The organism is Pelotomaculum terephthalicicum JT (assembly GCF_022410535.1).
In the GTDB taxonomy this organism is placed as follows: domain Bacteria; phylum Bacillota; class Desulfotomaculia; order Desulfotomaculales; family Pelotomaculaceae; genus Pelotomaculum_D; species Pelotomaculum_D terephthalicicum.
The window spans coordinates 32,566-58,030 of record NZ_JAKNBL010000013.1 but is presented as its reverse complement, the minus strand read 5'-3'; the positions used below and the strand labels follow the sequence as shown (position 1 = coordinate 58,030).

General features: G+C 49.5%; 25 protein-coding genes and 2 pseudogenes. 18 read left to right on the top strand and 9 right to left on the bottom strand.

From position 1 onward, the window contains the following. Positions 1-97 precede the first annotated feature (97 nt). The 11 genes from L9W92_RS09730 (at position 98) to L9W92_RS09690 (ending at position 13,065) form a co-directional block, all read left to right on the top strand. Positions 98-2,332 (top strand): S-layer homology domain-containing protein, encoded by a 2,235-nt coding sequence (locus tag L9W92_RS09730; RefSeq protein WP_240083564.1) that lies wholly within the window; start codon positions 98-100, stop codon positions 2,330-2,332. A gap of 146 nt (positions 2,333-2,478) precedes the next feature. Next, entirely contained in the window at positions 2,479-4,149 is a 1,671-nt protein-coding gene (locus L9W92_RS09725) for a GAF domain-containing sensor histidine kinase (protein WP_240083563.1), read from the top strand. A gap of 18 nt (positions 4,150-4,167) precedes the next feature. Further along, complete coding sequence (locus tag L9W92_RS09720) at positions 4,168-4,875, top strand: response regulator (protein WP_240083562.1); 708 nt, start codon at positions 4,168-4,170, stop codon at positions 4,873-4,875. A gap of 235 nt (positions 4,876-5,110) precedes the next feature. Continuing rightward, positions 5,111-5,869, top strand: a complete 759-nt coding sequence (gene pstB, locus L9W92_RS09715) for a phosphate ABC transporter ATP-binding protein PstB (protein ID WP_240083561.1) — start codon at positions 5,111-5,113, stop codon at positions 5,867-5,869. Between the two features lie 22 nt (positions 5,870-5,891). Beyond that, positions 5,892-6,548, top strand: a complete 657-nt coding sequence (gene phoU / locus L9W92_RS09710) for a phosphate signaling complex protein PhoU (protein WP_240083560.1) — start codon at positions 5,892-5,894, stop codon at positions 6,546-6,548. 50 nt (positions 6,549-6,598) lie between these two features. Further along, positions 6,599-7,501: a phosphate ABC transporter permease subunit PstC gene (gene pstC / locus L9W92_RS09705; protein WP_240083559.1), complete on the top strand. Its 903-nt coding sequence runs from the start codon at positions 6,599-6,601 to the stop codon at positions 7,499-7,501. Continuing rightward, positions 7,498-8,382: a phosphate ABC transporter permease PstA gene (gene pstA / locus L9W92_RS09700; protein ID WP_240083558.1), complete on the top strand. Its 885-nt coding sequence runs from the start codon at positions 7,498-7,500 to the stop codon at positions 8,380-8,382. The genes pstC and pstA overlap by 4 nt, the downstream gene beginning before the upstream one ends. 362 nt (positions 8,383-8,744) lie before the next feature. Further along, complete coding sequence (locus tag L9W92_RS09695; RefSeq protein ID WP_240083557.1) at positions 8,745-11,258, top strand: CHASE4 domain-containing protein; 2,514 nt, start codon at positions 8,745-8,747, stop codon at positions 11,256-11,258. Positions 11,259-11,382: 124 nt separating this feature from the next. Next, positions 11,383-11,505, top strand: coding sequence for a hypothetical protein (locus tag L9W92_RS18860; RefSeq protein ID WP_282442331.1), 123 nt, complete (start codon positions 11,383-11,385; stop codon positions 11,503-11,505). A 28-nt stretch (positions 11,506-11,533) separates the two neighbouring features. Next, complete coding sequence (locus L9W92_RS18855) at positions 11,534-11,668, top strand: hypothetical protein (RefSeq protein WP_282442330.1); 135 nt, start codon at positions 11,534-11,536, stop codon at positions 11,666-11,668. 332 nt (positions 11,669-12,000) lie between these two features. Next, complete coding sequence (locus L9W92_RS09690) at positions 12,001-13,065, top strand: amidohydrolase family protein (protein ID WP_240083556.1); 1,065 nt, start codon at positions 12,001-12,003, stop codon at positions 13,063-13,065. A 33-nt stretch (positions 13,066-13,098) separates the two neighbouring features. Here L9W92_RS09690 and L9W92_RS09685 read toward each other — a convergent pair whose 3' ends face one another. The 5 genes and pseudogenes from L9W92_RS09685 to L9W92_RS09665 form a co-directional block, all read right to left on the bottom strand. Further along, positions 13,099-13,260 (bottom strand): YvrJ family protein, encoded by a 162-nt coding sequence (locus tag L9W92_RS09685; RefSeq protein WP_240083593.1) that lies wholly within the window; start codon positions 13,258-13,260, stop codon positions 13,099-13,101. 70 nt (positions 13,261-13,330) lie between these two features. Then, entirely contained in the window at positions 13,331-13,567 is a 237-nt protein-coding gene (locus L9W92_RS09680) for a DUF2922 domain-containing protein (protein WP_240083555.1), read from the bottom strand. Between the two features lie 214 nt (positions 13,568-13,781). After that, positions 13,782-14,006, bottom strand: a complete 225-nt coding sequence (locus L9W92_RS09675) for a DUF1659 domain-containing protein (RefSeq protein WP_240083554.1) — start codon at positions 14,004-14,006, stop codon at positions 13,782-13,784. 273 nt (positions 14,007-14,279) lie between these two features. Beyond that, positions 14,280-14,519, bottom strand: a pseudogene (locus L9W92_RS09670) (spore coat protein); the annotation flags it as partial. 13 nt (positions 14,520-14,532) lie between these two features. Beyond that, positions 14,533-14,718 (bottom strand): hypothetical protein, encoded by a 186-nt coding sequence (locus tag L9W92_RS09665; RefSeq protein WP_240083552.1) that lies wholly within the window; start codon positions 14,716-14,718, stop codon positions 14,533-14,535. Positions 14,719-15,200: 482 nt separating this feature from the next. Here L9W92_RS09665 and L9W92_RS09660 point away from each other — a divergent pair, with 482 nt between their 5' ends. Both L9W92_RS09660 and L9W92_RS19320 read left to right on the top strand, forming a co-directional pair. Next, on the top strand, positions 15,201-16,466 hold the full coding sequence (locus L9W92_RS09660; protein WP_240083551.1) for a hypothetical protein: 1,266 nt from the start codon (positions 15,201-15,203) through the stop codon (positions 16,464-16,466). Positions 16,467-16,510: 44 nt separating this feature from the next. Continuing rightward, positions 16,511-16,663: pseudogene (locus L9W92_RS19320) on the top strand (toxin-antitoxin system HicB family antitoxin); the annotation flags it as partial. On the opposite strand, the gene L9W92_RS09655 reads toward L9W92_RS19320, so the two are convergent. The 4 genes from L9W92_RS09655 to L9W92_RS09640 all read right to left on the bottom strand — a co-directional run bounded on the left by L9W92_RS09655 (position 16,660) and on the right by L9W92_RS09640 (position 20,688). Continuing rightward, a complete protein-coding gene (locus tag L9W92_RS09655) occupies positions 16,660-16,830 on the bottom strand; it encodes a YegP family protein (protein WP_240083550.1) in 171 nt (56 codons plus the stop codon). The pseudogene L9W92_RS19320 and the gene L9W92_RS09655 sit on opposite strands and share 4 nt — an antisense overlap. 384 nt (positions 16,831-17,214) lie before the next feature. Next, positions 17,215-18,135 carry a radical SAM protein gene (locus L9W92_RS09650; RefSeq protein WP_240083549.1) on the bottom strand — a complete coding sequence of 307 codons (921 nt, stop codon included), beginning with the start codon at positions 18,133-18,135 and terminating at the stop codon, positions 17,215-17,217. Continuing rightward, on the bottom strand, positions 18,128-19,333 hold the full coding sequence (locus L9W92_RS09645; protein ID WP_240083548.1) for a THUMP domain-containing class I SAM-dependent RNA methyltransferase: 1,206 nt from the start codon (positions 19,331-19,333) through the stop codon (positions 18,128-18,130). Before L9W92_RS09645 ends, L9W92_RS09650 begins: the two co-directional genes overlap by 8 nt. A 47-nt stretch (positions 19,334-19,380) precedes the next feature. Further along, positions 19,381-20,688 carry a BaiN/RdsA family NAD(P)/FAD-dependent oxidoreductase gene (locus L9W92_RS09640; RefSeq protein ID WP_240083547.1) on the bottom strand — a complete coding sequence of 436 codons (1,308 nt, stop codon included), beginning with the start codon at positions 20,686-20,688 and terminating at the stop codon, positions 19,381-19,383. A 256-nt stretch (positions 20,689-20,944) separates the two neighbouring features. Here L9W92_RS09640 and L9W92_RS09635 point away from each other — a divergent pair, with 256 nt between their 5' ends. The 5 genes from L9W92_RS09635 to L9W92_RS09615 all read left to right on the top strand — a co-directional run bounded on the left by L9W92_RS09635 (position 20,945) and on the right by L9W92_RS09615 (position 25,430). Beyond that, the gene (locus L9W92_RS09635; RefSeq protein ID WP_240083546.1) at positions 20,945-21,124 is read left to right on the top strand and encodes a hypothetical protein; all 180 of its coding nucleotides are present in this window, start codon (positions 20,945-20,947) and stop codon (positions 21,122-21,124) included. A gap of 107 nt (positions 21,125-21,231) precedes the next feature. Beyond that, positions 21,232-22,227, top strand: a complete 996-nt coding sequence (gene galE / locus L9W92_RS09630; protein WP_240083545.1) for a UDP-glucose 4-epimerase GalE — start codon at positions 21,232-21,234, stop codon at positions 22,225-22,227. A 95-nt stretch (positions 22,228-22,322) separates the two neighbouring features. Further along, on the top strand, positions 22,323-23,699 hold the full coding sequence (locus L9W92_RS09625; protein WP_240083592.1) for a phosphomannomutase/phosphoglucomutase: 1,377 nt from the start codon (positions 22,323-22,325) through the stop codon (positions 23,697-23,699). Between the two features lie 268 nt (positions 23,700-23,967). Further along, complete coding sequence (locus L9W92_RS09620) at positions 23,968-24,414, top strand: MarR family winged helix-turn-helix transcriptional regulator (protein ID WP_240083544.1); 447 nt, start codon at positions 23,968-23,970, stop codon at positions 24,412-24,414. A gap of 62 nt (positions 24,415-24,476) precedes the next feature. Beyond that, positions 24,477-25,430: a SpoIID/LytB domain-containing protein gene (locus L9W92_RS09615; protein WP_240083543.1), complete on the top strand. Its 954-nt coding sequence runs from the start codon at positions 24,477-24,479 to the stop codon at positions 25,428-25,430. The last annotated feature ends 35 nt before the right edge of the window (positions 25,431-25,465 follow it).

Sequence of the window (25,465 nt, the reverse complement as noted above, 5' to 3'; positions counted from 1 at the left end):
AAATCGTCCAGTATGATATATAAAAGATACAATGCATGCTTTAACTAATTGATTATAAAATTGGAAATTGAAAAAGTGGTAAGGGGGAATCACTATTTTGCTGAGAGATAAGAGAAGGGGTCTTTTGATTTTAGTTCTGGCGGCGGTTTTATTAACGGCCGGAGCTTTGACCTCGGAAGCGACGAGCGGCAAACTGGTGGATATAGAGGGGCATTGGGCGCAACAGGCCATATCGGAGATGTACGCTGGTGAAATTATTTCGGGTTATCCCGGCGGGTTGTTTCAGCCTTATAAAAGTGTCACCAGACTTGAGGCCGTGGCCATGTTAATCCGGGTGCTTGGACTGGAGGAGCAGGCGAAAGAGAAGGAAGGGGCCGTTGTGGATTATCAGGTGCCTGCCGTATACTGGGGCAGAGGCTACCTGATTATGGGCGTCCAGCTGGGGATGCTGGACAAGGATTACTTGACCCAGCTCGGGCCGGCCGAGCCGGCGACACGGGCGGAAGTGGCCGTACTGGTTTACCACGCCCTGAAACTCAGTGAGGATGAAAGCACCCTCACCTTTGACGACGCCGGCGATATTCCCCAGGCATACCGGAGCTATGTGGCCGCGGTGGTCAAGAGCGGGCTCATGCAAGGGCTCCCCGGCAACGTGTTTAAGCCGAATGACGAGATTAACCGGGGACAAATGGCTGTTCTTTTGTCCCGGATTTTAGAAGTTAATTATGGTGGTTCGGAAATCCAGGCCAGGCGTTACAGCGGCACTATTACGGACATTTTATCCCTGGACCAGTCCGGCTGGGAGGTTTCTATCGACAATAACATTAGAAAAAACACTGCTCCCGAATGCGAGGTGTTCCTCGACGGAAAGACCTCGCACCTGGCCGATCTCCAGGTGAATGACAAAATCAACCTGATTTTGAATAAGAACGAGCAGATTGTCTTTATCAACGCGACGAGGTCTGCTGAGACAAATACCAGCACGAGTGTCGAGATAAACGATACGGCGAGCTACAAAGGCAAGGTGGAGTCCGTGCTTGCGGTGGGGGCGGAATACTGGCTCGGCATCACTTGTTCCGACGGTACTAAGATAACCCGTCCGGTGACCGGCGGCGTTAAAGTAAATGAATCGGACAGTCAAAAGGAAGTATCATCTTTGAGCAAGGGAGACTATGTGGAGATAAAGATCGCCGGTGAGGCAATTGTTAGTATCGATACATTAATACCGGAAACGGTTAAAGGAACGGTAACATCTGTCCGGTCATCCGAATTGACAGTGCGCGATGACCATGGATCGAAAACTGACATTGAGGTGCCGGACAGCGTTGTAGTAGTTAAAGACAACTATGTCATAACCTATGCTGATGTCAAAGAAGATTACCGGGTCGAAGTCACGATGCTGGATGATACGGCACTGCGGATTGACATCTTGAGCGCCCCCAATGTGGAGGGGGTAATAAGAGAACTGAACGACAACGGCATTGACGTCATTACTATCCGCGACGACAACGGGTATAACCAGGACTACGTGTTGGAAGACGCGGAAGTGATGCAGGACGGGTCCCGCATTAATTTCAGCAGCCTGCGGGAAGGGGACCGGGTCAGGTTGGAGCTGAACAGCAAAAACCGGGTTGTCTACATTGAAATAGTGGGATCAGAGTCATATAAGTTAACCGGTGAAATAAGAGAACTGGACACCACCGGAACTTTCGGGATAACCATACGCAATGATGACAGGGATACTCTTGACTACGTGGTGGAAAGCGATGTGGAAGTTTTACAGGATGGCTCCCATATTGATTTCGATGAACTCAGTATAGGCGATTGGGTCAAGCTGGAACTGAACAGCAAGGACCATGTGGATTATATTGAGGTTGTTGACGAAGATGAATCCACTGTCAGCGGCGAGGTAGCGGATCTGATCACCGGCGACTCTCCCAAGATCATTATTAAGAAAAGCGGCGGCGATAAGAAACGGTACAATATAGCGGACAGCGTTGCTATTGAGAAGGACGATGAAAGCCTCCGCTTGAGGGATATAGTAATCGGCAGCGAGGTTAAGGTACGGGTCGGAAGTGGGAAAGTGAAAAAAATCGAGGTTGTCGACGACGAGGATATCACGGTGTCGGGTACGGTGACCAAAGTCAGCACCAGCAGCAAAAAAATAACCATTGAGCAAATAAGCGGCAATGAATTCAGCTATTACCTGTCGAGCGGCGCCGTCCTGAAGGATAGCAGCAACCGCAGCATCGACCTTTATGACGTTGAAGAAGACTGGGAAGTGGAGCTGAAACTGGCGGGAGGCAAGATTAGCCGGTTGACCCAGGAATAAGTTTGGCGTTTCGATGCCGGACCGGCGGGAGGCATGAGATATGCCTTCCGCAACTTACAACCGTAACGTGTTATTGTTAAGGTTTTTTTTTGCCTGGTGCCGGAACTTATGTTTTGTGGATTGTTCTGATTTTGGGGAGGACCAAAATGAGCGATGAAGATAAGCCGGGAGAGCGGCTCATCAATGAATTGTTGGAAACGCGGCAAAAGCTCGGCGCTATGGAAGACCGGTGCCGGCGGGCGGAGGACGAGCTCCGTAAACTGGATAAATTGCTAAAAGGGGTTGCCGATTCAACAAAGCGTCTTTTAGCGGCCGACAATAATATTTTAGCAATAACCGACGCTCTGGCAATCCTGGGCGAAGCGGTAAATGTCGACCGGGTTTATATTTTTGAGCATCACCTGCACCCCATAACCGGGAAAAAAGTTGTCAGCCAGCGTTTTGAGTGGTCGCGTGATTCCGTTGAACCGCAAATTGACAACCCCTATTTGCAAAACGCTTCATATGATGCCCAAGGTATGGCCCGGTGGTATGAAGTGTTCTCAGCCGGAGGATCGATTAGCGGTCCTGTCAAAGAGTTTCCGATGGCTGAGCGTGAATTATTGGAGCGGCAGGAGATCGTCTCGCTGTTAGCAGTGCCTGTAATCGTTGACGATAAATACTGGGGTTTTATCGGCTTTGATGATTGCCGCTCGGAGCGCCGGTGGTCAAAAAACGAAGAATCAATCTTGACGGCAGTGGCGGCGAGCTTCGGGGGTGCGCTGGAACGCCGGCGGGCGGAGGAAGCGCTGCATTTGTCAGAGGAACGTTTCTATAAAGCTTTTAATTTCAATCCTACTTTGATGGCAATCAGTACATTCGAGGGGCGCTTTATTGATGTAAACGACAGCTTTCTACGTTTTACCGGTTATCGGCGTGAGGAAGTCCTGGGTCATACGATATTTGAGCTGGACACCTTGGCAAAGCCGGAAGAAGGCGACAGAATCATCCGGATGTTAAGTGAACAAGGCAGGATTAACAATATGGAGACCTGTTTCCGCGCGAAAACGGGCGAAGTGCGGGTGGGGTTGTTTTCCGGGGAAATAATAAGCATAGCGGGTCAACGATGTATATTGGGCATTATAAATGACATCACCGAGCGTAAAAAAGTAGAAGGAGAAATGGTCCGCCTCGACCGGCTGCACCTGGTGGGAGAAATGGCCGCCTGTATCGGCCATGAAATCAGAAACCCGATCACCGCGGTGCGCGGTTTTCTGCAATTGTTAAAAAGAAATAATAAGGATGATAAAAGCAAGGAATATTTCAGCATCATGATCGAAGAGCTGGACAGGGCTAATTCAATAATTACGGAATTTCTCTCCCTGGCGAGAGACAAGGCGGTAGAATTGAAGGCGCGGAATCTCAATTCCATTATTAAGTCGCTGTCTCCGATACTCGCCGCCGACGCCATGAACATGAATAAATCTGTTGAAATTGAACTGGGAGAAATCCCGGACTTGCTTATGGACGAGAAAGAAATTCGCCAGCTCATCCTCAACCTGGTTCGCAACGGGCTGGAAGCGATGTCGTCCGGCGGCAGTCTTACTGTCAGAACATATACGGATGACCAAGAAGTGGTTTTATCATTGCGGGATCAGGGCAGCGGGATCGAGCCGGATATACTGGAAAAGATAGGCACTCCTTTTTTTACTACCAAGGATAACGGGACAGGCTTGGGGCTGGCGGTTTGTTATGGTATTGCCGCCAGGCACAAAGCTGCGATAAAGGTGGATACCTGTGCCACGGGAACCACCTTTTATGTCCGCTTCAGGCTGTGAGGGAGAAAGGGTGGTAAAATGCCCGTAATTATGATAGTGGATGACGAAAAAAATATCTTGGAATTGGTTCGTTTTAACCTGGAACGCGAAGGCTACCGGGTGATATCAGCCGTTGACGGCGCTCAGTGCCTTGAACTGGCCCGGACTCAGGCGCCTGATTTAATTGTGCTCGATGTCATGCTGCCGGAAATTGACGGCCTGGAAGTATGCCGGGAATTGCGCAAGAATAACCAGACAAGAAACATTCCAATAATCATGTTGAGCGCCAAGGCAGAGGAATTGGACCGCGTTCTCGGGCTGGAAATAGGCGCTGACGATTATGTCACCAAGCCTTTCAGTCCCAGGGAATTGGTGGCCAGGATTAAGGCCAGGCTTCGCAATGTCCGTTTTGAAAAAGAGCGTGGTAAGGAATCAACGAAAAAAAACCTGATGGATTTCGGACGATTGGTCATTGATGAAGACCGTTTTGATGTTTATATCGATGGCCTGAAACAGGATTTCACATTAAAAGAATTTGAACTCCTGCGTTTTATGGCCCGTCGGCCGGGAAAAGTGTTTTCGCGGGAGCAGTTGCTTGAAAGTGTTTGGGGCTACGATTATGTTGGTGATTCGCGCACTGTTGATGTTCATATTCGCCATATCAGGCAAAAGCTTGAACAACTGCCGGGCGGGGCGCGTCTTGTGGAGACCGTGCGGGGAGTCGGTTACCGTTTTAAAGAAGAATGACGGAATTGAGAGTTACTTGTCAGCCGGCGTTTGATGCAAAATACCAATCCCGGATTACTATTGAAGTGGTAGGGATTGGTATTTGCGTTTTTGTTACTTAATCGAATCTTAACAATTCTATAACATTAATCTAACCTGGCCTTGCTATGATATGAATGGGTAATTATCAAGGCGCGCAATAAGAGGTTTTTTGAATTTAATTTGGTTAGAATACCTCCTTGAGGGGGCAAACAAAGTGGCACAGGTCAAGATTTCTGTGAGCAATTTAAACTTGCATTACGGCGATTTCCACGCGCTGAAAAATGTCAACCTGGAAGTTGAAGAAAACCAGGTTACAGCGCTAATCGGACCGTCCGGCTGCGGCAAATCGACGTTTTTACGCACGTTGAACCGGATGAACGACCTGATCGAGGGAGTAAAGGTTGATGGGGAGATTCTCCTTGACGGCCAGAATATCTACCGCCAGGAAGAAGACGTGGTCAGCCTGCGCAAGAGGATAGGCATGGTCTTTCAGCGCCCCAATCCTTTTCCGATGTCGGTTTACGATAACATAGCCTACGGGCCGCGCATTCACGGTACAAAAAACAAGCGCAAGCTTGATGAAATTGTGGAAAAGAGCCTGCGCGCCGCGGTTCTTTGGGATGAGGTCCAGGACAGGTTGTACAAGTCCGCCCTGGGTCTTTCCGGCGGTCAGCAGCAGCGTGTCTGCATAGCACGGCTGCTGGCGGTGGAACCGGAAGTGTTGCTGATGGATGAGCCTACTTCAGCCTTGGATCCCCTGGCTACAATGAAAATTGAAGAATTGATTCAAGTATTGAAAAAGGACTACACGATAATCATTGTGACCCACAACATGCAGCAAGCCGCCCGTGTCTCAGGCGTCACCGCTTTTTTCCTGAACGGCGACCTGATTGAATACGGCGTTACGGAATCAATATTTACCAAGCCCACGGACAAGCGCACGGAAGATTATATCACCGGCCGCTTCGGCTAGGAAAAAAAAGAGGGGAAACTATATGGCTACCAGAACGACTTTTGACCAGGCTTTGAGCGAGCTTAAGCAGGAAATTTTACGCATGGGCTTTTACGTTGAAGAATCAGTCTCCCGGGCGGTGGAGTCACTGGTTAAACAAGATCTGGGTTTGGCTCAGAGTGTTATCGACGGAGATGTTCTGATCGACGATCAGGAAATGCTAATCGAGGACAAGTGTTTGAAGCTGATTGCCACCCAGCAGCCGTTGGCAAAGGACCTGCGCCGTATCGCGGTGGGGCTTATGATTATCACCGACCTGGAGCGGATGGGTGACTTGGCTTGTGACATTGCCAAGTCAGCCAGGCGGATAGCGAACGAGCCCCTGATCAAGCCGCTGATCGACATCCCCCGGATGGCTCAGTTGGCCCAGATAATGGTAAAAGAGGCGCTGGACGCTTATGTGCGTGGGGACGTCCAGCTTGCTTTGAAAATGGCGGCGGACGATGAACTGGTAGACGACCTGCACAACCAGGTTTTCCGGGAACTGCTGGTGTTAATGATGGAGAATCCCAAGGTCATCAATCAAGCTACCGCTCTCTTGTTCGCCAGCCGTCATCTGGAGCGGATAGCCGACCATGCCACCAACATTGGCGAGCGGATCGTCTACCTTGTGACCGGTGAACGCAAAGAATTAAACTAAACAAATGTCGAAAATCATAGTCCCGGAATTGTGAAACGAGGTAGTAAGGAATGTTAAAGTCAATTAATCCGGCCGGCAGTGAGTTGCTGGGCAAGAGTCTGGCTACCGGGGCGGCGCTGATAGCCATTGTTTCCACGATCACCATTGTTATTTTTATTTCCATAAAAGGTTTGTCAACCTTTACAGCATACGGTGTGAGTATCAAGGAGTTTTTGTTTTCAGCCAATTGGCTGCCGGACCGTCCGCCGGGGGAAGGCGGCCCGCAAGTTGGTGTGCTGGCCTTCATCTTCGGTTCGGTAATTGTTTCCATGCTGGCTGTCTTATTAAGCGCGCCGCTCAGTGTCACTTGCGCCGTGTTCATTGTGGAAATCGCGCCTTTCTGGGGACAGCGCTTCCTGCAGCCGGCTATCGAATTGCTGGCAGGCATCCCTTCGGTTGTTTACGGGTATATCGGTTTAAGCGTCCTGGTTCCCTTTATCCGCGACAACATCGGAGGCCTGGGCTTTAGTGTTCTGGCGGGCTTTCTGGTGCTGTCCGTGATGATCCTGCCCACGATAGTCAGCATCCTGACCGACAGTCTGAAATCCCTGCCGCGTGAGTACAAGGAGGCGGCCTTGGCCCTGGGCTCCACGCGCTGGCAGGCTATCCGCCTGGTGCTCATTCCGGCCGCTCGTTCCGGCCTGGTCACCGGTGTCGTGCTTGGCCTGGCCAGGGCTTTCGGCGAGGCGCTGGCCGTCCAGATGGTTATCGGCAATACCAGAAAAATTCCAACGTCCATTCTTGATCCGGTGATCACCTTAACCAGCGCGATCACCATGGACATGGGCAACACCCCCATGGGTTCCCTTTGGAACAACACCCTCTGGTCCATGGGTCTGTTTCTCCTGTTAATGTCGTTCTTTTTCATCCTGGTAGTTCGCTACGGAGTGCGAAAAGGAGGGATAAGCAGATGAATTCCCGCCTTGCCGACAGAATCGCCACTTTTATATTCTGGACCGGCGCACTGTTGGTGATTACGGTTCTTGGCGCGATGATCGTGTATATCCTCTACCACGGGGGAAAATACATCAGCTGGGATTTCTTGACCAAACCCCCGCAAGTGGTTCGCGCCGGAGGCGGGATTGGACCGCAGATTTTCAACTCGTTCTACCTGCTCTTTTTATCCATGGTTTTTACCGTGCCCGTGGGCTTGCTTGGCGGGGTTTACCTGGCTGAATACGCCCGGAACAACAAGCTGACGGAAGCAATCAGACTGTCCATCGAAACGTTGAATTCGTTGCCTTCAATAGTGGTCGGCCTTTTCGGGCTGCTGGTATTCGTCAACATGACCGGCTGGGGTTACACGCTTATTTCCGGGGCGCTTGCCTTGGCTGTGATCAATCTGCCGCTGATGGTGCGAATCTCTGAGGAATCTATTCGCGGCGTGCCGGACAGCCTGCGCGAAGCGAGCTTGGCCCTGGGCGCAAACCATTGGCAGACGATCTACCGGGTGGTGTTGCCCAGCGCCTTCCCCGGGCTGATCAGCGGCGCCATCATCACTTCCGGCAGAGTGTTCGGCGAGGCGGCCGCCCTGCTGTTTACCGCCGGCATGTCCAGCCCGGCCCTGGACTTCAGCCAGTGGAACATCTTCCACCCGGCTTCGCCGCTGAATCCGTTCCGCCCGGCGGAAACCCTGGCGGTGCATATTTGGAAGGTCAACACGGAGGGCCTCATCCCCGACTTGAGAAGAGTGGCGGACGGTTCCGCGGCGGTGCTGATCCTGGTGGTGCTTGGCTTCAACTTGGCAGCCCGCTGGCTGGGCAGAAAAATATACCGGCAAATGACGGCGGCGTAGCATTTCTGTCGTCGCCGCGCCGCTTCCCGGACCTTGTCTTTTCATCCTCGCACGGCCTCTTCATCGCCATATAGTTCCCCTCCAGCCTCTAAAACAATTGTTGCGGCTCAAAGTCCCTCGCTTTGGTTAATCAGCCAATATTAATATTATATGGATTTTTGCGGGTAGTTTTTTTTAAGAGCGCAGGATATTGAAGATGTATACAGAATTAAAATTATTGTTCGATAATTATCGACAAAAATCAACAAGACGAAGCACAGGGATGATTTAAGCATGCGCAAGGTCATGGGTGCATGTTTATTTCGGCTATACCGCTTTATGTGATCAGTTTTTCCAGGTGATTAATGTGTGGTGGTAAACGAATGACGCTGCGTAAAAAAACAATAATTACTTTTAGTGCGATACTTGTCTGCTTGATTGTGATTTTATTCATTATCTCTAAATGCATATTGACAGCCAGCTTTGCCAATCTTGAGAAACAAAGTGTCACTGTGAACGTGGAAAGAGCGCGGGACGCCTTATTAAACGATATTGACACATTGAACTGTCTGGCCGGCGACTGGGCTGAATGGGACAGCACGTATAAATTTATTGAAGACGCAAGCAACGAGTATATCAATATGAATCTTACTAAAAATACTTTCGTCTCGCTTAAATTGAACCTGATTTTATATATCGACTCCTCCGGCCGGATTGTCTACGGCAAAGGTTTTGATCCGGAAAAAAGCAATGAAGCGCCTGTTCCCGGCAGTATAATAGAGCATCTTTCATTAAGCGATGATCTATTAAATCATCGCGAACAAAAAGACGGCATGGCAGGAATTATTATTCTTCCGGAAGGGCCCATGCTTATTGCTTCGCGGCCTATCTTGACAAGTGAAAAAAGTGGGCCGGCCAAGGGCACGCTCATTATGGGACGCTATCTGAATTCATCTGAAATCAATCGTTTGGCTGATACAGCGCATCTGTCTCTGGCTATATGCCGGTTGAATGATGCTCAGATGTTCCCCGACACCCAGGCCGCCCGTTCCTTTTTATCGGCAGAGTCGCCGATATTTGTTCAACCGCTAAGTCCGGATTCTATTGAGGGATATGCTTTACTGGATGATATCTACGGCAAGCCGGCGCTTATTTTAAGAACCGACATGTCCAGGGAGATTTATAAGCAGGGCCAGGCCAGCATAAAGTATTTTATCTTGTCGCTTTTTGTGGTCGGCCTGTTGTTTGCTGTGATCGCCCTGTTGCTCTTGGAAAAAGTGGTGTTGTACCGGTTGGCCCGGCTGAGCACCAGTGTTTTGGAGATCAGTACGAACGGTGACCTCGCGGGCCGTGTGTCAATGACGGGAAGAGACGAGTTATCCACCTTGGCGGGTCAAATCAACCAGATGTTGTCATCGCTTGAGAGGTCTCAATACAAGCTTCAGGAAAGCGAAGACAATTACCGGACGATTTTTGAAAATACCGGAACCGCGATATTAATCTTGGAGGAAAATAAAGTAATATCTCTGGTGAACACAGAATTTGAAAAACTATCTGGTTGTAGTAAAAAGGAAGTGGAAAACAAGAAAAGAATAACTGAATTTGTTGCAAAAGAGGATTTGGATAGGATAAATGACTATTATTTGATAAGAATTAATAAGAATGCCGCTCCCCGCAACTATGAATTCCGGTTTATAGACAGGGAGGGAAACATTAAGGACATTTATACAACTGCCGCCGTTATTCCACGCACGAAAAAGGTTGTGATGGCTCTTTTAGATATCACCGCACGCAAGCGGGGTGAAGAGCGCTACCGCAACCTTGCTAAAAAGCTGCGGGAGGTGGACCTGCGCCAATCAGAAGAGCGTTTTCAAAAGATTTTTCAAAACAGCCCGGACCTGATCGCTATCATCAGGGTGAAAGATAACAGGTTTGTGGAAGTAAACCAGAGATTCCTGGATGTTTCAGAGTATACCCGGGAAGAGGTGTTGGGCCGCACATATCAAGAATTGAATTTTTTAAGTGAACAGAACGATGTAATAAAGTCTTCTTTTGCTGCGGTTAAGGAAACGGGAAGATTGCAAAACCTTGATCTAAAAGTAAAAAATAAATCAGGTAAGGTAATAAATATATTATTATCATCCGAACGTATTAATCTAAATGGTGAAAACTGCCGTGTTGTTATGATGAAAGACATAACCAATGAAAGGAAGATGGAAACCGAAATAGCCAGGCTCGACCGCCTGAACTTGATCGGTGAGATGGCGGCCGGGATCGGGCATGAAGTAAGAAATCCAATGACTACAGTGCGTGGTTTCCTGCAGATGCTTTATAAGAAGCAGGAATACGATAATCACAAGAGGTACTTTAGTCTGATGATCGAGGAACTTGACAGGGCGAATTCAATTATTACAGAATATCTTTCCATGGCTAAGAACAAGCCGGTTGATTTAAAATCACAGAATCTTAATCATTTGATCCAAACCCTATTTCCGCTAATACAGGCAGACGCTATGAACTCAGACAAGTATATCGAATTGGAACTGGCGGAAATTCCGGAATTGCTTCTGGATGAGAAAGAAATTCGCCAGCTAATTCTTAATCTTGTGCACAACGGCTACCAGGCAATGCCTAATGGCAAAACCTTAAGGATAAAAACGTATGCGGAAGATGGAGAAGTGGTTATGACGGTGGAGGACCAGGGTAGCGGCATTCCTTCTGAAATAGCAGATAAGATAGGCACCCCGTTTTTTACGACTAAAGACCATGGGACCGGCCTGGGTTTGTCGGTCTGTTACAGTATTGCGGCCAGACATAAAGCTAAAATTTATTTTGAAACCAGCACCTCGGGAACCTCATTCTTTGTCAGGTTTAAGGTGAATACCGTGTTGCAGTGATCGGCGAATTACCGGATTAAACAACTCTCAAAATATATCCCCTTAACATGGGTGAATACCCATTGTTTAACACTTTTATCATCGGCCGCATATTATATAAAAAATCAAAAAGGGGGTTAATAATATGGCATTCGGCGCAGGTGGATGCGGCACGGGTTGTGGAACTGGATTTGGCAACTTTGGTTTTATTATTTTCCTGATCTTCATCCTGCTCATCTTTGGTGTGGGTTTGTGTGGCTGTATATAAGCTCAAAGTCTTATAAGGAGGTAATTCCATGGCAGATATTCAATCTCAAGAGATTAAAGCTGAAGAAGCCTGTGGTTTCGGTTTTGGCAACCCGGCGTTCATTATCTTTTTGATTCTGATCCTTCTCGTTTTTGGCGTGGGGTGTTTCGGAGGCTGCATTTAAGCTAAAACCTAAATCTAAGGTTGTAACCACCGGTCCTCATCATGCCGGTGGTTTTGCTATGTGCGGCAGGCAGTCAGTCGAAAACGGGTAACAGGGGTAAATATTAATTTAAGAATTTAAGCAGGGATTACTGAAACATTGTCGAATGTTTTGATAATATAATAAGTACAGGTAGATGACCGCCCGTAAAACGGCGGTCGTTGTTGTTTGAGCGTATTTCGACAATATACATCTAAATATTCAACAATTTTATTAAAGTTCGACAAAAATAGTGGGCCCGGTGCCATCCCGATCCGAGAAGACTTACTTAAATTACAAAGGAGGAATATCACTTGTTAAAGAAAACATTTATCGGTATTTTAACAGTTGTTCTTATGTTCCCATTGATGGTTGTTACTGTGAATGCAGAACAATGCGATTCTAATTCATTAAAGTTGAGAACAGATTTCCACAAACACATTATCAGCCCGGATGTTGGCAATGCACTTCGAATGTTAGGGATTCCACTTAATATAATGACTGGTGAAGATATCATAAATAATGTTCCCCATGGAAGTAAAGCAATTGTTCTATCTGATGCCTACATGGTTTCAAGGCTTGCAGACTACGGATTAATTTCGGATGAGTATGAGACTGTTAAAAGGTCTAATAATTATGTATCTGTCCAATGTGCAGTTTACTCTAATAAGTTGATTCCATATGGAAGTATCAATCCTTTAAAGGATTACGCATTTGAGGAGATTGAAAGATGCCGTGAGGAATTAAATTTGAAAGGGTTAAAAATGCATTTCGCTAATTCCGGCGTAGACCTGAAAAATCCCGAACATTTTAATAAGATTAGAAAAATCTTCGCGTATGCTTCTAAAAATAAAATCCCATTATTGGTGCATCAAAGAAATGTTGAAGAACCTTATGGCTCAGCAGATGCTAAAAAGCTTGTTGGATTGCTGGCACAATATCCGGAACTGAAAATCCAATTAGCACATCTTGGTGGTTGGGGGGGATTTGACCATGCTTCCTATGAATACTTGCAGACATTAGTTCAAGAATTGAAAGCACACCCGGAAATTAAAAATGTTTATTTGGATTTATCAGGGGTTGTTTTGACTGATCAGGCCAACCCTGCATTAGCTGAAGGGGTCCCTACTCCTACTGCTGGCGATTATCAGAAAGCAGCTGCATTAATAAGAGATTTTGGTCTGGATAAAATTGTTTTTGGTTCGGATACTCCACTATATAATTCTACAGATGATTATATCGAGGCTTTTTCAGAGAATTTTCCTTTAACTAAAAAAGAAATGAAAAAGATTTTCGAACAAACTCCAGATAAAACTTTGTTTAAAGGTTTGAAATTTTCGATTGGCCCGGTAGAACATAGTCGGCGGCACTGTCAGTGAGTCAGGGAACCGTCCCCTGACTCACTTTCTTCGTTAATTTTTCTCTTCCTGCCGCCGCTCACCGGCTACCGCTTCGGCCAATCTGGCAATACTGGCGGCCAGAGTCTCCAGCTTGCCCTCGATGCGCACCAGCAGGTATGCGGCCACGGCTATGGGAAAGCCAACGTTGCCCACTGCCTGCAGGATATTTTCCAGTCCAATCACCCCTTTAAATCAGATGCGGCGGGGGCCTCTGGCCCCCCGCCTTTATATGAACGCCCGGATTCTAGGCGGACGGGTCATACATATCGTTTGTGGTGTTGCTGATTACCCTGATGTCCTGCTTGGCGACAATGTCTCCGCCCGCGCTGGCAAAAATGTTCCGGGCGACAACCAAGTCCATGGCTGTCTCGATCTCTGCCGCTGTCAAGTTTTCCTTGGGATTACCCAGAGTAATGGTAACGTTTTTGCCTTCCTGGTTGCGGAAAACCATGCGCAAAGTTTGCTCAGTCGTAGTAGCCAATCCGTTTACCGGTTTCCTAAAAATACCTGAGCCGTTAACCGCTCAAATATATCCCCCGTCCGACTACACGGGAGGCAGTTAAACATGCCGGCGACACTAGGACGCTCTTTTGACAAGCAACTGCCGGAAACCTTCTCCTTTCTTCGTTATTTTGTTGGTCAATTGTGTGATGATTATCAATCGATCACAATTGCCGGATACTGTTTCGGTTTATCTAAACCTGAACCAGTTGGGCGTTGTCGACGCGCGAGATGCCGTTCAACGGGTACTGTTGCAGGGCGGCCAGCGCTGCCGCGACGTCGTACAGATCCTGGTCGGACGCCGTGGATTTGACGTTGGCCAGATTCTTGTTGCGGATAACCGGGTTGCCGCTGGCGCTGACACCCACGCGGAGTTCCAGCCTGAGTGTTGAAGCGGCGGGGACCTTGTTTACAGCCATATGGTTCACCTCCTCTCCGGGAAGGCCTGTTGAAAGCGCCTTCAGTGTTGTTTTTGATTAAAATGAGGAGGGCTATGGCACAAAACATTTTGGGCAGGTAAAATGTTTGACCATTTGCCCTGCCCCCGAACTTACGTTCGATATTATTATAACGAGCGATAATTATGGTGTCAATACCAAATTTTAGTTTTCTGGAAACTAATTTTGCTACCAGTCCATCCGGCCTCTGCCGCTCATTTCAGCGCCTGTTCCGCTGATGCCGCCCATGTCGCCGCTCAACTGGGACTTGATTTGCTGGATATCTTTCGGGTCAGCCTGCTGCGCGGGCTGATAAAACCCCTTTTGTTCCGCCAGTTTAAAAAGATCGTATTGGAATTTTTCGTCGTTATCCCTGATTTGCTGGATGGTTTGTCTTAACTGCTGGTCTGCTGTCTGGGAAATGACACTGGCGTAACCGGTCAGACTGCTGTTAACCATGGACAGCACGTCGTTTACCATGTCTTTTTCGCGCATGAATTTTTCCTCCTTAACTTAAGAATGACATTAGTTTTTGCTTGGTGTTTCTGGCGTCCTGCGCAGACTTTTCAAAAATTTGCTTGACCTGGGGATCGCTGGCCTGCTGGGAATACGCCTGCAGTTTTTGATGAGCTGTTTCGTGGGAGCCGATCAGGTGCCTTAAGTTTTGAAGCTCAAGTTGATTTAAATGTGCCACAGATATTGCTCCTTTCACGGATTATTTTATAGCGGTATTATTTTTTCCGTTTGGTTTTTTACTATTCGTATGAAAAACAAAAATTTCCGCTTGAAAGCCGGAAAGCTCTGCAAACCTATTAACAGTATTTGGATTCGCTTAAATTTAGATTTATTGCTTTTCAGTATAGTTGTCGAACTAAAGCAAACCCCGGCCGATCGTTGAAAAATACCTTAAAAAGCACAAATAATCGCGCTTATTTATCTTTAGGCTTCTATCCCTGGAATTGACTAATATCTATTGATTTTGGTATCCTAAATTAAATATTTTTTGATAAATTATACCAGGTAATAGAATGCGGAATATATTCTGAATTTAATATCACCTTTACGGGGGGTGGGAACGTTAAAGATTGCTGGCAGTTTTTCCAACTGGTTCATACTAGGTGAAATGAGCCTTTGTTACTATTACGCTGTTGTAAGAATGGTAAAGGAGGTTTCATAATGGGGAAATACAGAAATATTCAGGTGGGAATAGGTTTCGCAACAGGGCGTAAGAGTTTTCGAAAGGTTTTAAAAACCTATGTATACAACTGGAGAGAAAATGGCTTGACTGAAAGAGAAGGAATCAGTCTAAACCTTTTAATTGCGTATGATCTGAAATATTCAAATACCAAACCAAGTGATTATACTGAAATAAGACAAGAAGTGCTTGATTTGATTGATAATGCCTATTTTATTGGTAAAAAAGAGATGAGAGCAGAAATTAAACAGCTTATTCGCGACAATGTTATTAATGAAAAAGAAGCTCGTTTCTTTGGTACCGGATATGCATCTCAGCGTAATGCCATTCTATACATTGCTATTAAAAACAACCTTGACTATCTTATTTTCTTGGACGATGACGAATATCCCATGGCAGTAACCAAGACACGCTCCAACGTTATATGGGGTGGTCAGCATGTTTTGGGTACTCATTTGCGTTATATTGATCAAGCTGATATCACTCACGGATACCATTGCGGGTATGTTTCACCTATTCCGTATATCGAGTTCAACGATATCCTGACCGAAAGGGATTTTCGCTTATTCATAGAAGCTATAAGCAATGATATCATTAACTGGGATTCGATACGAGCGGTTATGGACAACGGCGGAGTTACTTATGCCGATACAAACGTACTCACCAGCGACACGGTGGAGGAAGTAAAGGAAATTAATCATTGCAAATTCATCTCGGGCGGGAACCTTTGTATTAATCTAACCAATCCCAGACGGGTCAGACCGTTTTACAATCCACCGGATGCGCGTGGTGAAGACACTTTTTTAAGCACCTGTCTTGGCGAACACCGGGTGATGCGCATACCATGTTATACATTCCATGATGGTTTTTCTACCTATAATCATTTGCTTGACGGGGTACTTCCTATTAATCTCAAATATGTTAAGATTGACTCTGAGCAAATTATCACCCGCTTCTATAACGCTTGTATTGGCTGGATTCGATATAAACCACTTCTTTTATATATAGCGCAACGAAATATTTACGATGAGAGAATCAAACAGATGAGGCAGCAATTGGCCGAAACACTGCCTAAGCTTTGTAATTACTTTAAAAGAAAGGAATTTATGAATATAGTAACCGAATTAGAACGTTATCATAATGATGTAAAAAAGCATTACGAAGAATTCCTTGAGACGCAACGTGTTTGGACAAAAATATGTAATTATCTAAATGCGGGAAAATCAGACTGCCAGATTAACGACTGACTTCGCCGGTCTTCAACTAGGTATATAACCGGTGACAGTTTTGCTGCTCCGGCAAGTTTAATATTCGTATACCTAAGTCTTTTCACCGTGCCCTTGTCGCAACTCCCTGGGATTTAACACCTTGGCTCTGGCCAGGAATGCGGATGGTGAGCGTATTTTTTACAAAAAAAAAAGAGCCCGGAGGCTCTAATTTTTAATCATTATCAGTATACCCGCGCGATCTGGCATTTTCAATACAGTCATCCTTGTTTTCATATCCTCGAGTAGATGAAGCAATAGTTGTTCCATCTGATATTTTGCGCATCCATTGCCAAAATCCCCTTTTATCTTTATAAAACTCCCACTTATCTTCCCACTTATCCAATTGCTCACCCCCTTTCCACCATCAAGTCTTGGCAAAAAACAGGTGAACAAACATTCAGACATAAATACACGCCACCTGCTTTTTGGCTTATCAATAGCGCCCTTCCAAGGGGAGGGTGTAAAATCAATTATAATTTAAAATTTCTGATTTTTCGTTGTCAAGCTCAAAAATCTCTGTATATAATTATTTAACCTGTTTTATGGCGTTATTTTGCGTTTTTTTGTTTTATACCTCCACTTTTTCCAATCGGCCACGTTAAATGCAATGCAGCAATTTATATCCGAATAATGCTTTTGGGCAAAGCTAAAAGCCATCCTTCCGGATGACTAATTTTTTCTTGGAAAATCCAACAATAAAAATGAGAACGTCCCGCTTTCAGTATATTCAATGCCCGCTGAGACCGCTGAGGTCGAACCGGGGCACGTATTCCTCCGTTGCCGCCGCTAAATCTTGCATGTAACCGTTTTGCAGGCCGGTTTGAGCAAAGTGCTCGAGTACGGCCCGGTACTCCCGGGGGGAGAGGCGGCGGTTGATTTCCGGATACCGGCGGGCCCGCCAGAGCGGCACGTACTGGCTCATGATGCTGACGTGGGTGGCGGCAGGCAGGTTGAAGTGTATCCAATCCAGAACGCGGCAGGCGGCGTCGTGTTGGCCGGGCAGGACGAGGTGGCGGATCAGCAGGCCTCGCCGGGCCAGACCTTCTTTATTGAAGGTCAGGTTTCCCGCCTGGCGGTGCATTTCTAAAACAGCGGCTGCGGCGACTGCGAAGTAGTCTTTTACCCCGCTGTAGCGGAAGGCCGCTTCTTCCGTGAAATATTTCAGATCGGGCAGGTAGATGTCCACCAATCCTTCCAGCAGCCGCAGGGCTGCCACGTTTTCGTAGGCGTTGGAGTTGTATACGACAGGTATTTTCAGCCCCCGGTTTTTCGCCCGGCGCAGGGCGGCGGCAATGACGGGTATGTATGGGGTGGGGGAGACCAGGTTCAAATTGTGCGCCCCGGCGGTTTGCCGCCGCATGAATACATCCGCCAGCTCAGTTGCTGACAGGTCTTTTCCGGCGCTTCCCCAGCTGATCTCGTGGTTCTGGCAGTATACGCAGCGCAGGTTGCAGCGGGAGAAAAAGACTGTGCCTGAGCCGCGGCTGCCGCTGAGGCACGGTTCTTCCCCGTGGTGCTGCGCGGCGAGGGCGACTGTGGCGGCGGCTCCCGCGCCGCAAAAGCCGGTTTCGCCGCGCAGCCGGTCCGCCATGCACCGGCGCGGGCAAAGGCTGCAGCGGCGTAAGGCCGCCATTGCCTGGTCAACCATCTTTTATGGTCCTCCTTTCCATATAATCCGGTTCCGCGCCTGGTTCCCGGGCAGCCGCGGAATCCCGGCGCGGCGGCCGGGGCCCGAAAAACTGGTAATAGTTGCACTGAATCCGGCCGTTGTACAGCTTGCGCTTTTTATCGGCCCGCCTGCCGAACAGCTTCTCGAAGTCGCGGTGAGCGGTCAATATATAGAATGACCAGGTGTCCAGGGTTTGGAAAACCTGCCCCATTTCCCGGTAGAGACGGCTGACGGTCGGCAGGTCTTCCAGGCGCTGCCCGTAAGGAGGGTTGCAGATAATGTACCCGTATTTCTGCCGCGCCCGCAACCCGGCCACCGGCGACTGCTGCCAGTGGATCCGGTCTTCCACTCCCGCAAGGCGGGCGTGGTAACGGGCCAGACTTAAGACATCTTTGTCCATGTCCGTTCCCCGGATAGTTAACTGCCGCTCGCGGCGGATCGCGTCTTCCGCCTCCTGGCGCGCTTCGCGCCATAGCCGGGCGGGCACGGCCGGCCACTTTTCGGCGTCAAATTCCCGCCTCAAGCCGGGCGCCCGGTTCAGGCCGATTAGCGCCGCCTCTATGGGGATCGTGCCCGAGCCGCACATGGGGTCAATCAGTACGCGCTCAGGTTTCCAGCGGCTTAAGCTGAGCATGGCGGCGGCCAGGGTTTCCTTGAGCGGGGCGGCGCCCGTCAGTTTGCGGTAGCCGCGCTTGTGCAGGCCCGCGCCGCTGGTGTCGATGGTCAGGGTGGCCATGTCTTTCAACAGAGCGACTTCAATCGTATACCGGGAGCCGGTTTCTTCAAACCACTGCCTGCGGTACCGCTGTTTCATTTTCTCAACTACCGCTTTTTTGACGATGGCCTGACAGTCGGGAACGCTGAACAGCTTGGAATTTATCGACTTGCCCTGCACGGGGAAGGCGGCGTTTTCCGGAATCCAGTCCGGCCAGGGCAGGGCCTTGGTTTTTTCAAAAAGTTCTTCAAACGAAAGGGCCTGGAACTCGCCCATTTTGACGAGCACCCGGTCCGCGCTGCGCAGCCACAGGTTGGCCCGGCAGATGGCGCGTTCGTCGGCCTGGAAGGTCACCCGGCCGTTTTCCACAACGGTCCGCTCATAGCCCAACGCACGGATTTCCCGTGCCGCTACCGCTTCCAGGCCGAAAGCGGCGGTGGCGATTAATTCAATTTCAGCCATTGATGATCACCTGCTTCAGTCATTAAATTTCTAAAATGATGCGGTAATTACCTGGGTATTGCTGCTGCCGGAAAGCCTGCTTCTTCCGCCGCCGCCAGTCCGGCCGACCAGCCGGTGGAAAAAGCGACTTGCATGTTATAACCGCCGGTGTGCGCGTCCACGTCGATCACCTCGCCGGCGAAATAAAGGCCGTCGACCAGGTGTGAAGCCATGGTGCGGGGGTCAATCTCCCGCACGCTTACCCCGCCGATGGTGATCATCGCCTCGGCAAGCGGCCGTGTTCCCGTTACGGTGAAAGGCAGGTTTTTGAACAGCCGGGCGGCTTCACGCCAGGCTCCTTTGCTTGTTTCACCGGATTTTTGATGTTCGCTTCCCTGGAGCATTTTGGCGCACGCGGCTGCGAGACGGCCGGGCAGTATTTGTTTGATAATATTGATGACCGCTTTTCGCGGCTGTTCCGCAGCCATGGAAAGCAGCGACGCGGCCAGGTTTTCCTCGCTTATATCGGGTAAAACGTCCATTAGCAGGCGCAGACCGCCAGCGCCGGCGGCAGCGGTTTTTGGGGCAACCGCCCGGCTTAACCTGAGCGCGGCCGGCCCGGAAATGCCGAAATGGGTGAAAAGAACATCTCCCCGTTCGGCGGCGATTGTTTTCCCCGCGGCGGTAGCTAATGTGAGAGAGGCATCTGTAATGGACAGCCCTTGCAAATGTCTGCATAAATGCTGTTCGGCGAGGCATAGCGGTACCAGGCCGGGATGCCGCGGGGCAACCTGGTGGCCGGCCTGGCTCGCCAGCAAATAACCGTCTCCCGTTGAGCCGGTTTGCGGATAGGAAGCCCCGCCGGTGGCGATAACCACTGTTTTGCCGGAAAATACGCGCCGCCCGCCGGTAATTATTCCCTGACAGCGGCGATTCGCCAGCAACAAGCCAGCCGCCCTGACTTGATAAATTACCTGCACGCCCGAGGCCGCCAGATATTCCGCCAGCGTGTCCACGACCTCGCCGGCTCGTTCACGAACCGGGAAAACCCGTCCGCATTCCTCTTCTTTTGTGGGCACCCCCAGGTTTTTGAAAAATTTTCTGCAGTCCGCGCTGGAAAAGCGGGTTAAAGCACTGAACAGGAAACTTCCGTTTCCCGGAACGTTGTTAATAAAATCATGCAGCGACGCGGTATTGGTCAAATTGCCCCGGCCGCCTCCGGTGATGCTCATTTTGCGTCCCAAGCGATCATTCTTCTCCAGTAAAGTCACTTTTGCCCCCGACATCACGGCGGCCGCCGCCGCGAACATGCCTGCCGGGCCGCCGCCGATCACCAGGACGTCCGCCTGGGCCGGGTTGTTTTTTGGTCCGCCCATTAATTGATCCTCATCATTTATAGATTCGTGAATAAAGTTGGCGCAGAAATTGCATTTATAAGTAAGGCCGGAAATTATCAGGGCAAAAAGGCGCTTTCTTTTAAGGGATCTTAATCTATAAAACAAAAAAACACAAGTTGTTGACAATAATAGTGAGCAAAAAAAGTTGCCCCATGTGAAAAGGAAATTGTTTCAGCTGTGCCGAACTATACCAGTTGCTTACAACTATTGGTGGACAAGAAAGGTGGTAAGACAAATGCCTGAATGGTTTATTATTCTCGTCATAACTTCCGCAGGCCAGCGTATCGCCATTTCCACGGAGCAGGACGGTCCGGTGATGGGGACCGCCGCTACGAAGGAGGAAGCGGTTGAACAAGCAAAGGATTTGTCAAATTTGACCGGTTTACCATTATATAACCAGGAAGCCGATTATTGATTGCTCCCTGCCCGACATATTCCGGAAAAAAACATAAGCTATAATCTGTTTGAAGAACCCGATCGCCTGGTCAATTGATCGGGATAATTGAAAAAGAGGGTGGAGCAATGAATATTCTGGTAACAGGCGGCGCAGGCTATATCGGCAGCCACACCGCCCGTGTGCTGGTAAATAAAAAACACCGGGTGGTGGTGCTGGATAACCTCACCAAAGGGCACCAGGCGGCTGTCAAGGACTTGGAATTTGTGCGGGGGGATACATCCGACAAGCAATTGCTGAAGCGTCTTCTCGCCGGGTATGATATTGGAGCGGTAATGCACTTTGCCGCCAGCAGCCTGGTGGGCGAATCGGTTCGCCTGCCGTCTGATTACTACCGGAACAATGTGGTAAACGGGCTGACGCTTCTGGACGCCGTTGTTGAGGCCGGAGTACCTTATTTTGTGTTTTCTTCAACCGCGGCGGTGTATGGCGAGCCGATGGAAGTGCCGATAACGGAAAACCACCCGGCCGCTCCGTTAAATCCTTACGGGGCGACCAAGCTGGCTCTGGAGGGAGCCATGCGCTGGTACGGGGAGGCCTACGGCCTGCGCTACGCTTCCCTGCGCTATTTTAACGCCGCGGGAGCCGACCCCGCCGGGGATATCGGTGAGGACCACGAACCCGAAACCCATTTGATTCCCCTGGTGCTGAAAGCGGCCCTCGGGCTGATCCCGCGGTTGGATGTGTTTGGCACGGATTATCCCACTCCTGACGGCACTTGTGTCAGGGACTATATTCACGTCAACGATCTGGCGGATGCTCATGTTCTGGCCCTGGAGGCAATGGCGGGCGGCGCCGCTTCGCAGATCTACAATCTGGGCAATGGCAACGGCTACTCTGTCCTGGAGGTAATCAAGACGGCCGAGGCAGTGGCCGGCAAACCCATTCCGGTAAAATACGCGGCGCGGCGGGCGGGTGATCCGGCCGTGCTGGTGGCGGGAGCGGAAAAAATCAAGAATGAATTGGGATGGCGGCCATCTTTTCCCGGCCTGCAGGATATTATTGCGACAGCCTGGCGGTGGCACGGCAGTCATCCCGGGGGATATGCGATTCCTGAATCCTGATTTGAGACGTGTAAGCATAGAGTTAAAAAATGGATAAAGAGGAGCAACTATGTTATAATTAGTTCAAACTATTTAGAGGAGGTTGGGTGGCGGCTATGGTCAACCCGCAAATATTTCGCCAATATGATGTCCGGGGAGTGGCAGGGCGTGATCTGACGGACGACACTGTTGAGCTGCTGGGAAAAGCCTTCGGCACATATGTCAGGGCATCCGGCACCGGCAAGGTTTTGGTCGGCAGGGATAACCGCCTCAGCTCTGAACGGTTGCGCAGCGCCATTATCAACGGCCTGCGCTCTACCGGGTGTGACGTAATCGACATCGGCCTGGTAGTAACGCCGATGCTATACTACGCCAGGGTTCATTACGGGATTGACGGCGCGGTAATGATTACCGGAAGCCACAATCCGCCCGATGAAAACGGGTTCAAGCTTGCTCTCGGCAGCGGTACCATATATGGCGCGGATATTCAAAAGCTGAAATCTCTAATGGACGAAAAAGACTTTATTTCGGGTTCAGGCGGACTGGAGCGGCGTGATGGGGTACTGCCTTACCAGGCCATAATGAAGGAAAAAATCCATCTTGGACCGCGCCGGTTAAAAGTAGCGGTGGATTGCGGCAACGGGACGGCCGCTTTGTTTGCCGAACAGGTTTTACACGATTGGGGCTGTGAGGTTGTCCCATTGTATTGTACATCAGACGGAGCCTTCCCGAACCATCAGCCTGACCCGGTCAAGACCGCGAATCTGGTTGAACTCAGGAAGGTTGTGGCGGAGCAGGGGGCGGACCTGGGAGTGGCCTTTGACGGTGACGCGGACCGGATCGGGGTGGTGGACGAGTCCGGGGGGATTATCTGGGGCGATCTGCTGATGTGTCTTTACTGGCGGGAGATTATGGCTAAGCATCCCGGGGCGCAGGCGATTATCGAGGTAAAATGCTCCCAGGCCCTGGTGGACGAGGTTGTCCGGTTGGGCGGAAAACCTTTCTTTTATAAAACGGGACACTCTTTGATCAAGGCGAAAATGAAAGAAGTCGGGTCTGTTTTTACCGGTGAAATGTCCGGGCACATGTTCTTTGCCGACGAGTATTATGGTTTCGACGACGCTTTTTATGCCGCCGGGCGTCTGCTGAGAATTTTGTCACGTGCTGATGAAAGGCTCTCGCAAATGCTGGCGGGCCTGCCTAAATATTATTCCACGGCGGAAACCAGGGTTCCCTGTGCCGATCAAGATAAATTTACGGTGGTGCAGGGGCTGGTGGAGCAGTTCAGAAAAGAATATGAGGTAATTGACGTCGACGGGGTGCGGGTACTGTTCGGCGACGGGTGGGGACTGGTGCGCGCGTCTAACACCCAGCCGGTTTTAGTAGCCCGCTGTGAGGCGAAATCACCGGAAGGCCTGCAGCGGATCTGCTCGGTTATGCGGGAAGCGCTGGAGAAGTTTCCGCAGGTTGAGCAATTTGAGTGGGATTACTAAGTTTATTTGTAGATATATATAATATGCCCGGGAAAAGCCGATCTGTAAAAGTCGGCTTTTTTATTGTTTAGCCGCGTTATATGCCCGAAAGTGCCGGAAGGTTAATTCATGTTATTGAATATGAGCGGTAATTGTTTGTCTTGTTAATATAATTGTTAGATTCGTTAATATATTTAAAGTTAATCCTTGACAACGGTAAAAAATGAGAGATATACTTTAACTCATGAAACATTCAAAATATTAACTATTTTTTAAATGAGGGACAGATATGAATTCAGAAAAACTAATCCTTTATTTGGAGCGACTGGATGAAGTTTTTCAACACATAGCCCGGCGGTTGCATGCCGAACTGGCTCAAAATATGATTAGCGGCATAACTATGAGTCAGTTTGTTGTGTTGAAAAAGCTCAGAGACAAGGGAAGAGTCACCGTTTCTGAAGTTGCCGAAGATTTGAACGTTTCTTTGAGCGCCATTACCGCTCTGGCCGACCGGCTGCATAAAGCGGGTCTGGTGGACAGGAGCCGCGATGAACAGGACCGGCGCCTGGTATGGCTTACGTTAACCGAAGAAGGGGAAAATACTGTTGCGAACTGCCGGAAATCCCGCGCGAAGGTGGTTGAAAAATACGTGGGCCAGTTGCCGGAAGAAGATCTTGAAAGGCTTATTCAGATATACGAGAAAATCTTGGCCATTATGAGGGCTGAAGGTAAATGAGTATAGGTACATAAATTGCTGCCCCTTGGCTTAAAATAAAATAAAAAAGCGGAGGGGTTCATATGTTCCGGCACCCTTTAACCAGAATGCTCTTGCTCCTGCTTGTCACCATGATACTCGCCGCGGGTTGCGCCGCCGGGCCGGCGCCCAAACCGGCGCCCGACCAGGTACCGCAAGGTGACGAGCCGACGATTTCCCTTTTCGACAACAAGACTGGCGAGCGAAAAAACATTAAGCTGGAGGAATACGTCCAGGGAGTGGTTGCGGCGGAAATGGACACCAAGTGGCCGGTTAACGCCCTTGCCGCCCAGGCGATTCTGGCCCGTACTTTTACCATGGAAAATATTAAGGCCGGCCGGGTTAAACAGCTGCATGGCACAGATGCCTCCACCAGTGTGGAAGAGTTTCAGGCTTATGATCCGTCCAAAATCAACGATAATGTCCGCCAGGCGGTAGAGCGGACGCGGGGCAAGGTGGTTACTTACGGCGGCAGCTTTATTCATGCCTGGTTTTCGGCATGTGACGGCGGGATTTCAGCCACCGCGGAAGAAGGACTGGCCTATACAAAAGAACCCACCCCTTACGTGAAGGAGGGCGTCCAGGACGGCTGCCTGGCTATCACCGACCCGAAAAACAAGTCCTGGGAAGTGAGAATCCCCGTCAGCCAGGTCAGGACGGCGGTGCAGAAAACAACCGGCAAGGACCCCGGCCCGGTCACCTCGGCTTCCATAGCGCAAAAGGGGCCTTCCGGACGGGCGGAGCGGCTCAAAATAGGCAGTGAAACCGTAGGCGGTCCTGCTTTGAGACTGGCCCTGGGCAGTGAAAAGGTACGGTCCATGCTTCTCTCGGACATCCGGGTGGAAGGCGGCGAGCTGGTTCTGACGGGGAAGGGCTTCGGACACGGAGTCGGCATGTGCCAGTGGGGGGCCAGGCTGCTGGCGGAGCAGGGCAAATCCCCGGAAGATATAATAAAAACTTATTTTAAAGACATTGAAATTCAAAAACAGTGGAAATAAAAAAGGGAAGTAAAGAAGGCGAAACGCCTTCTTTT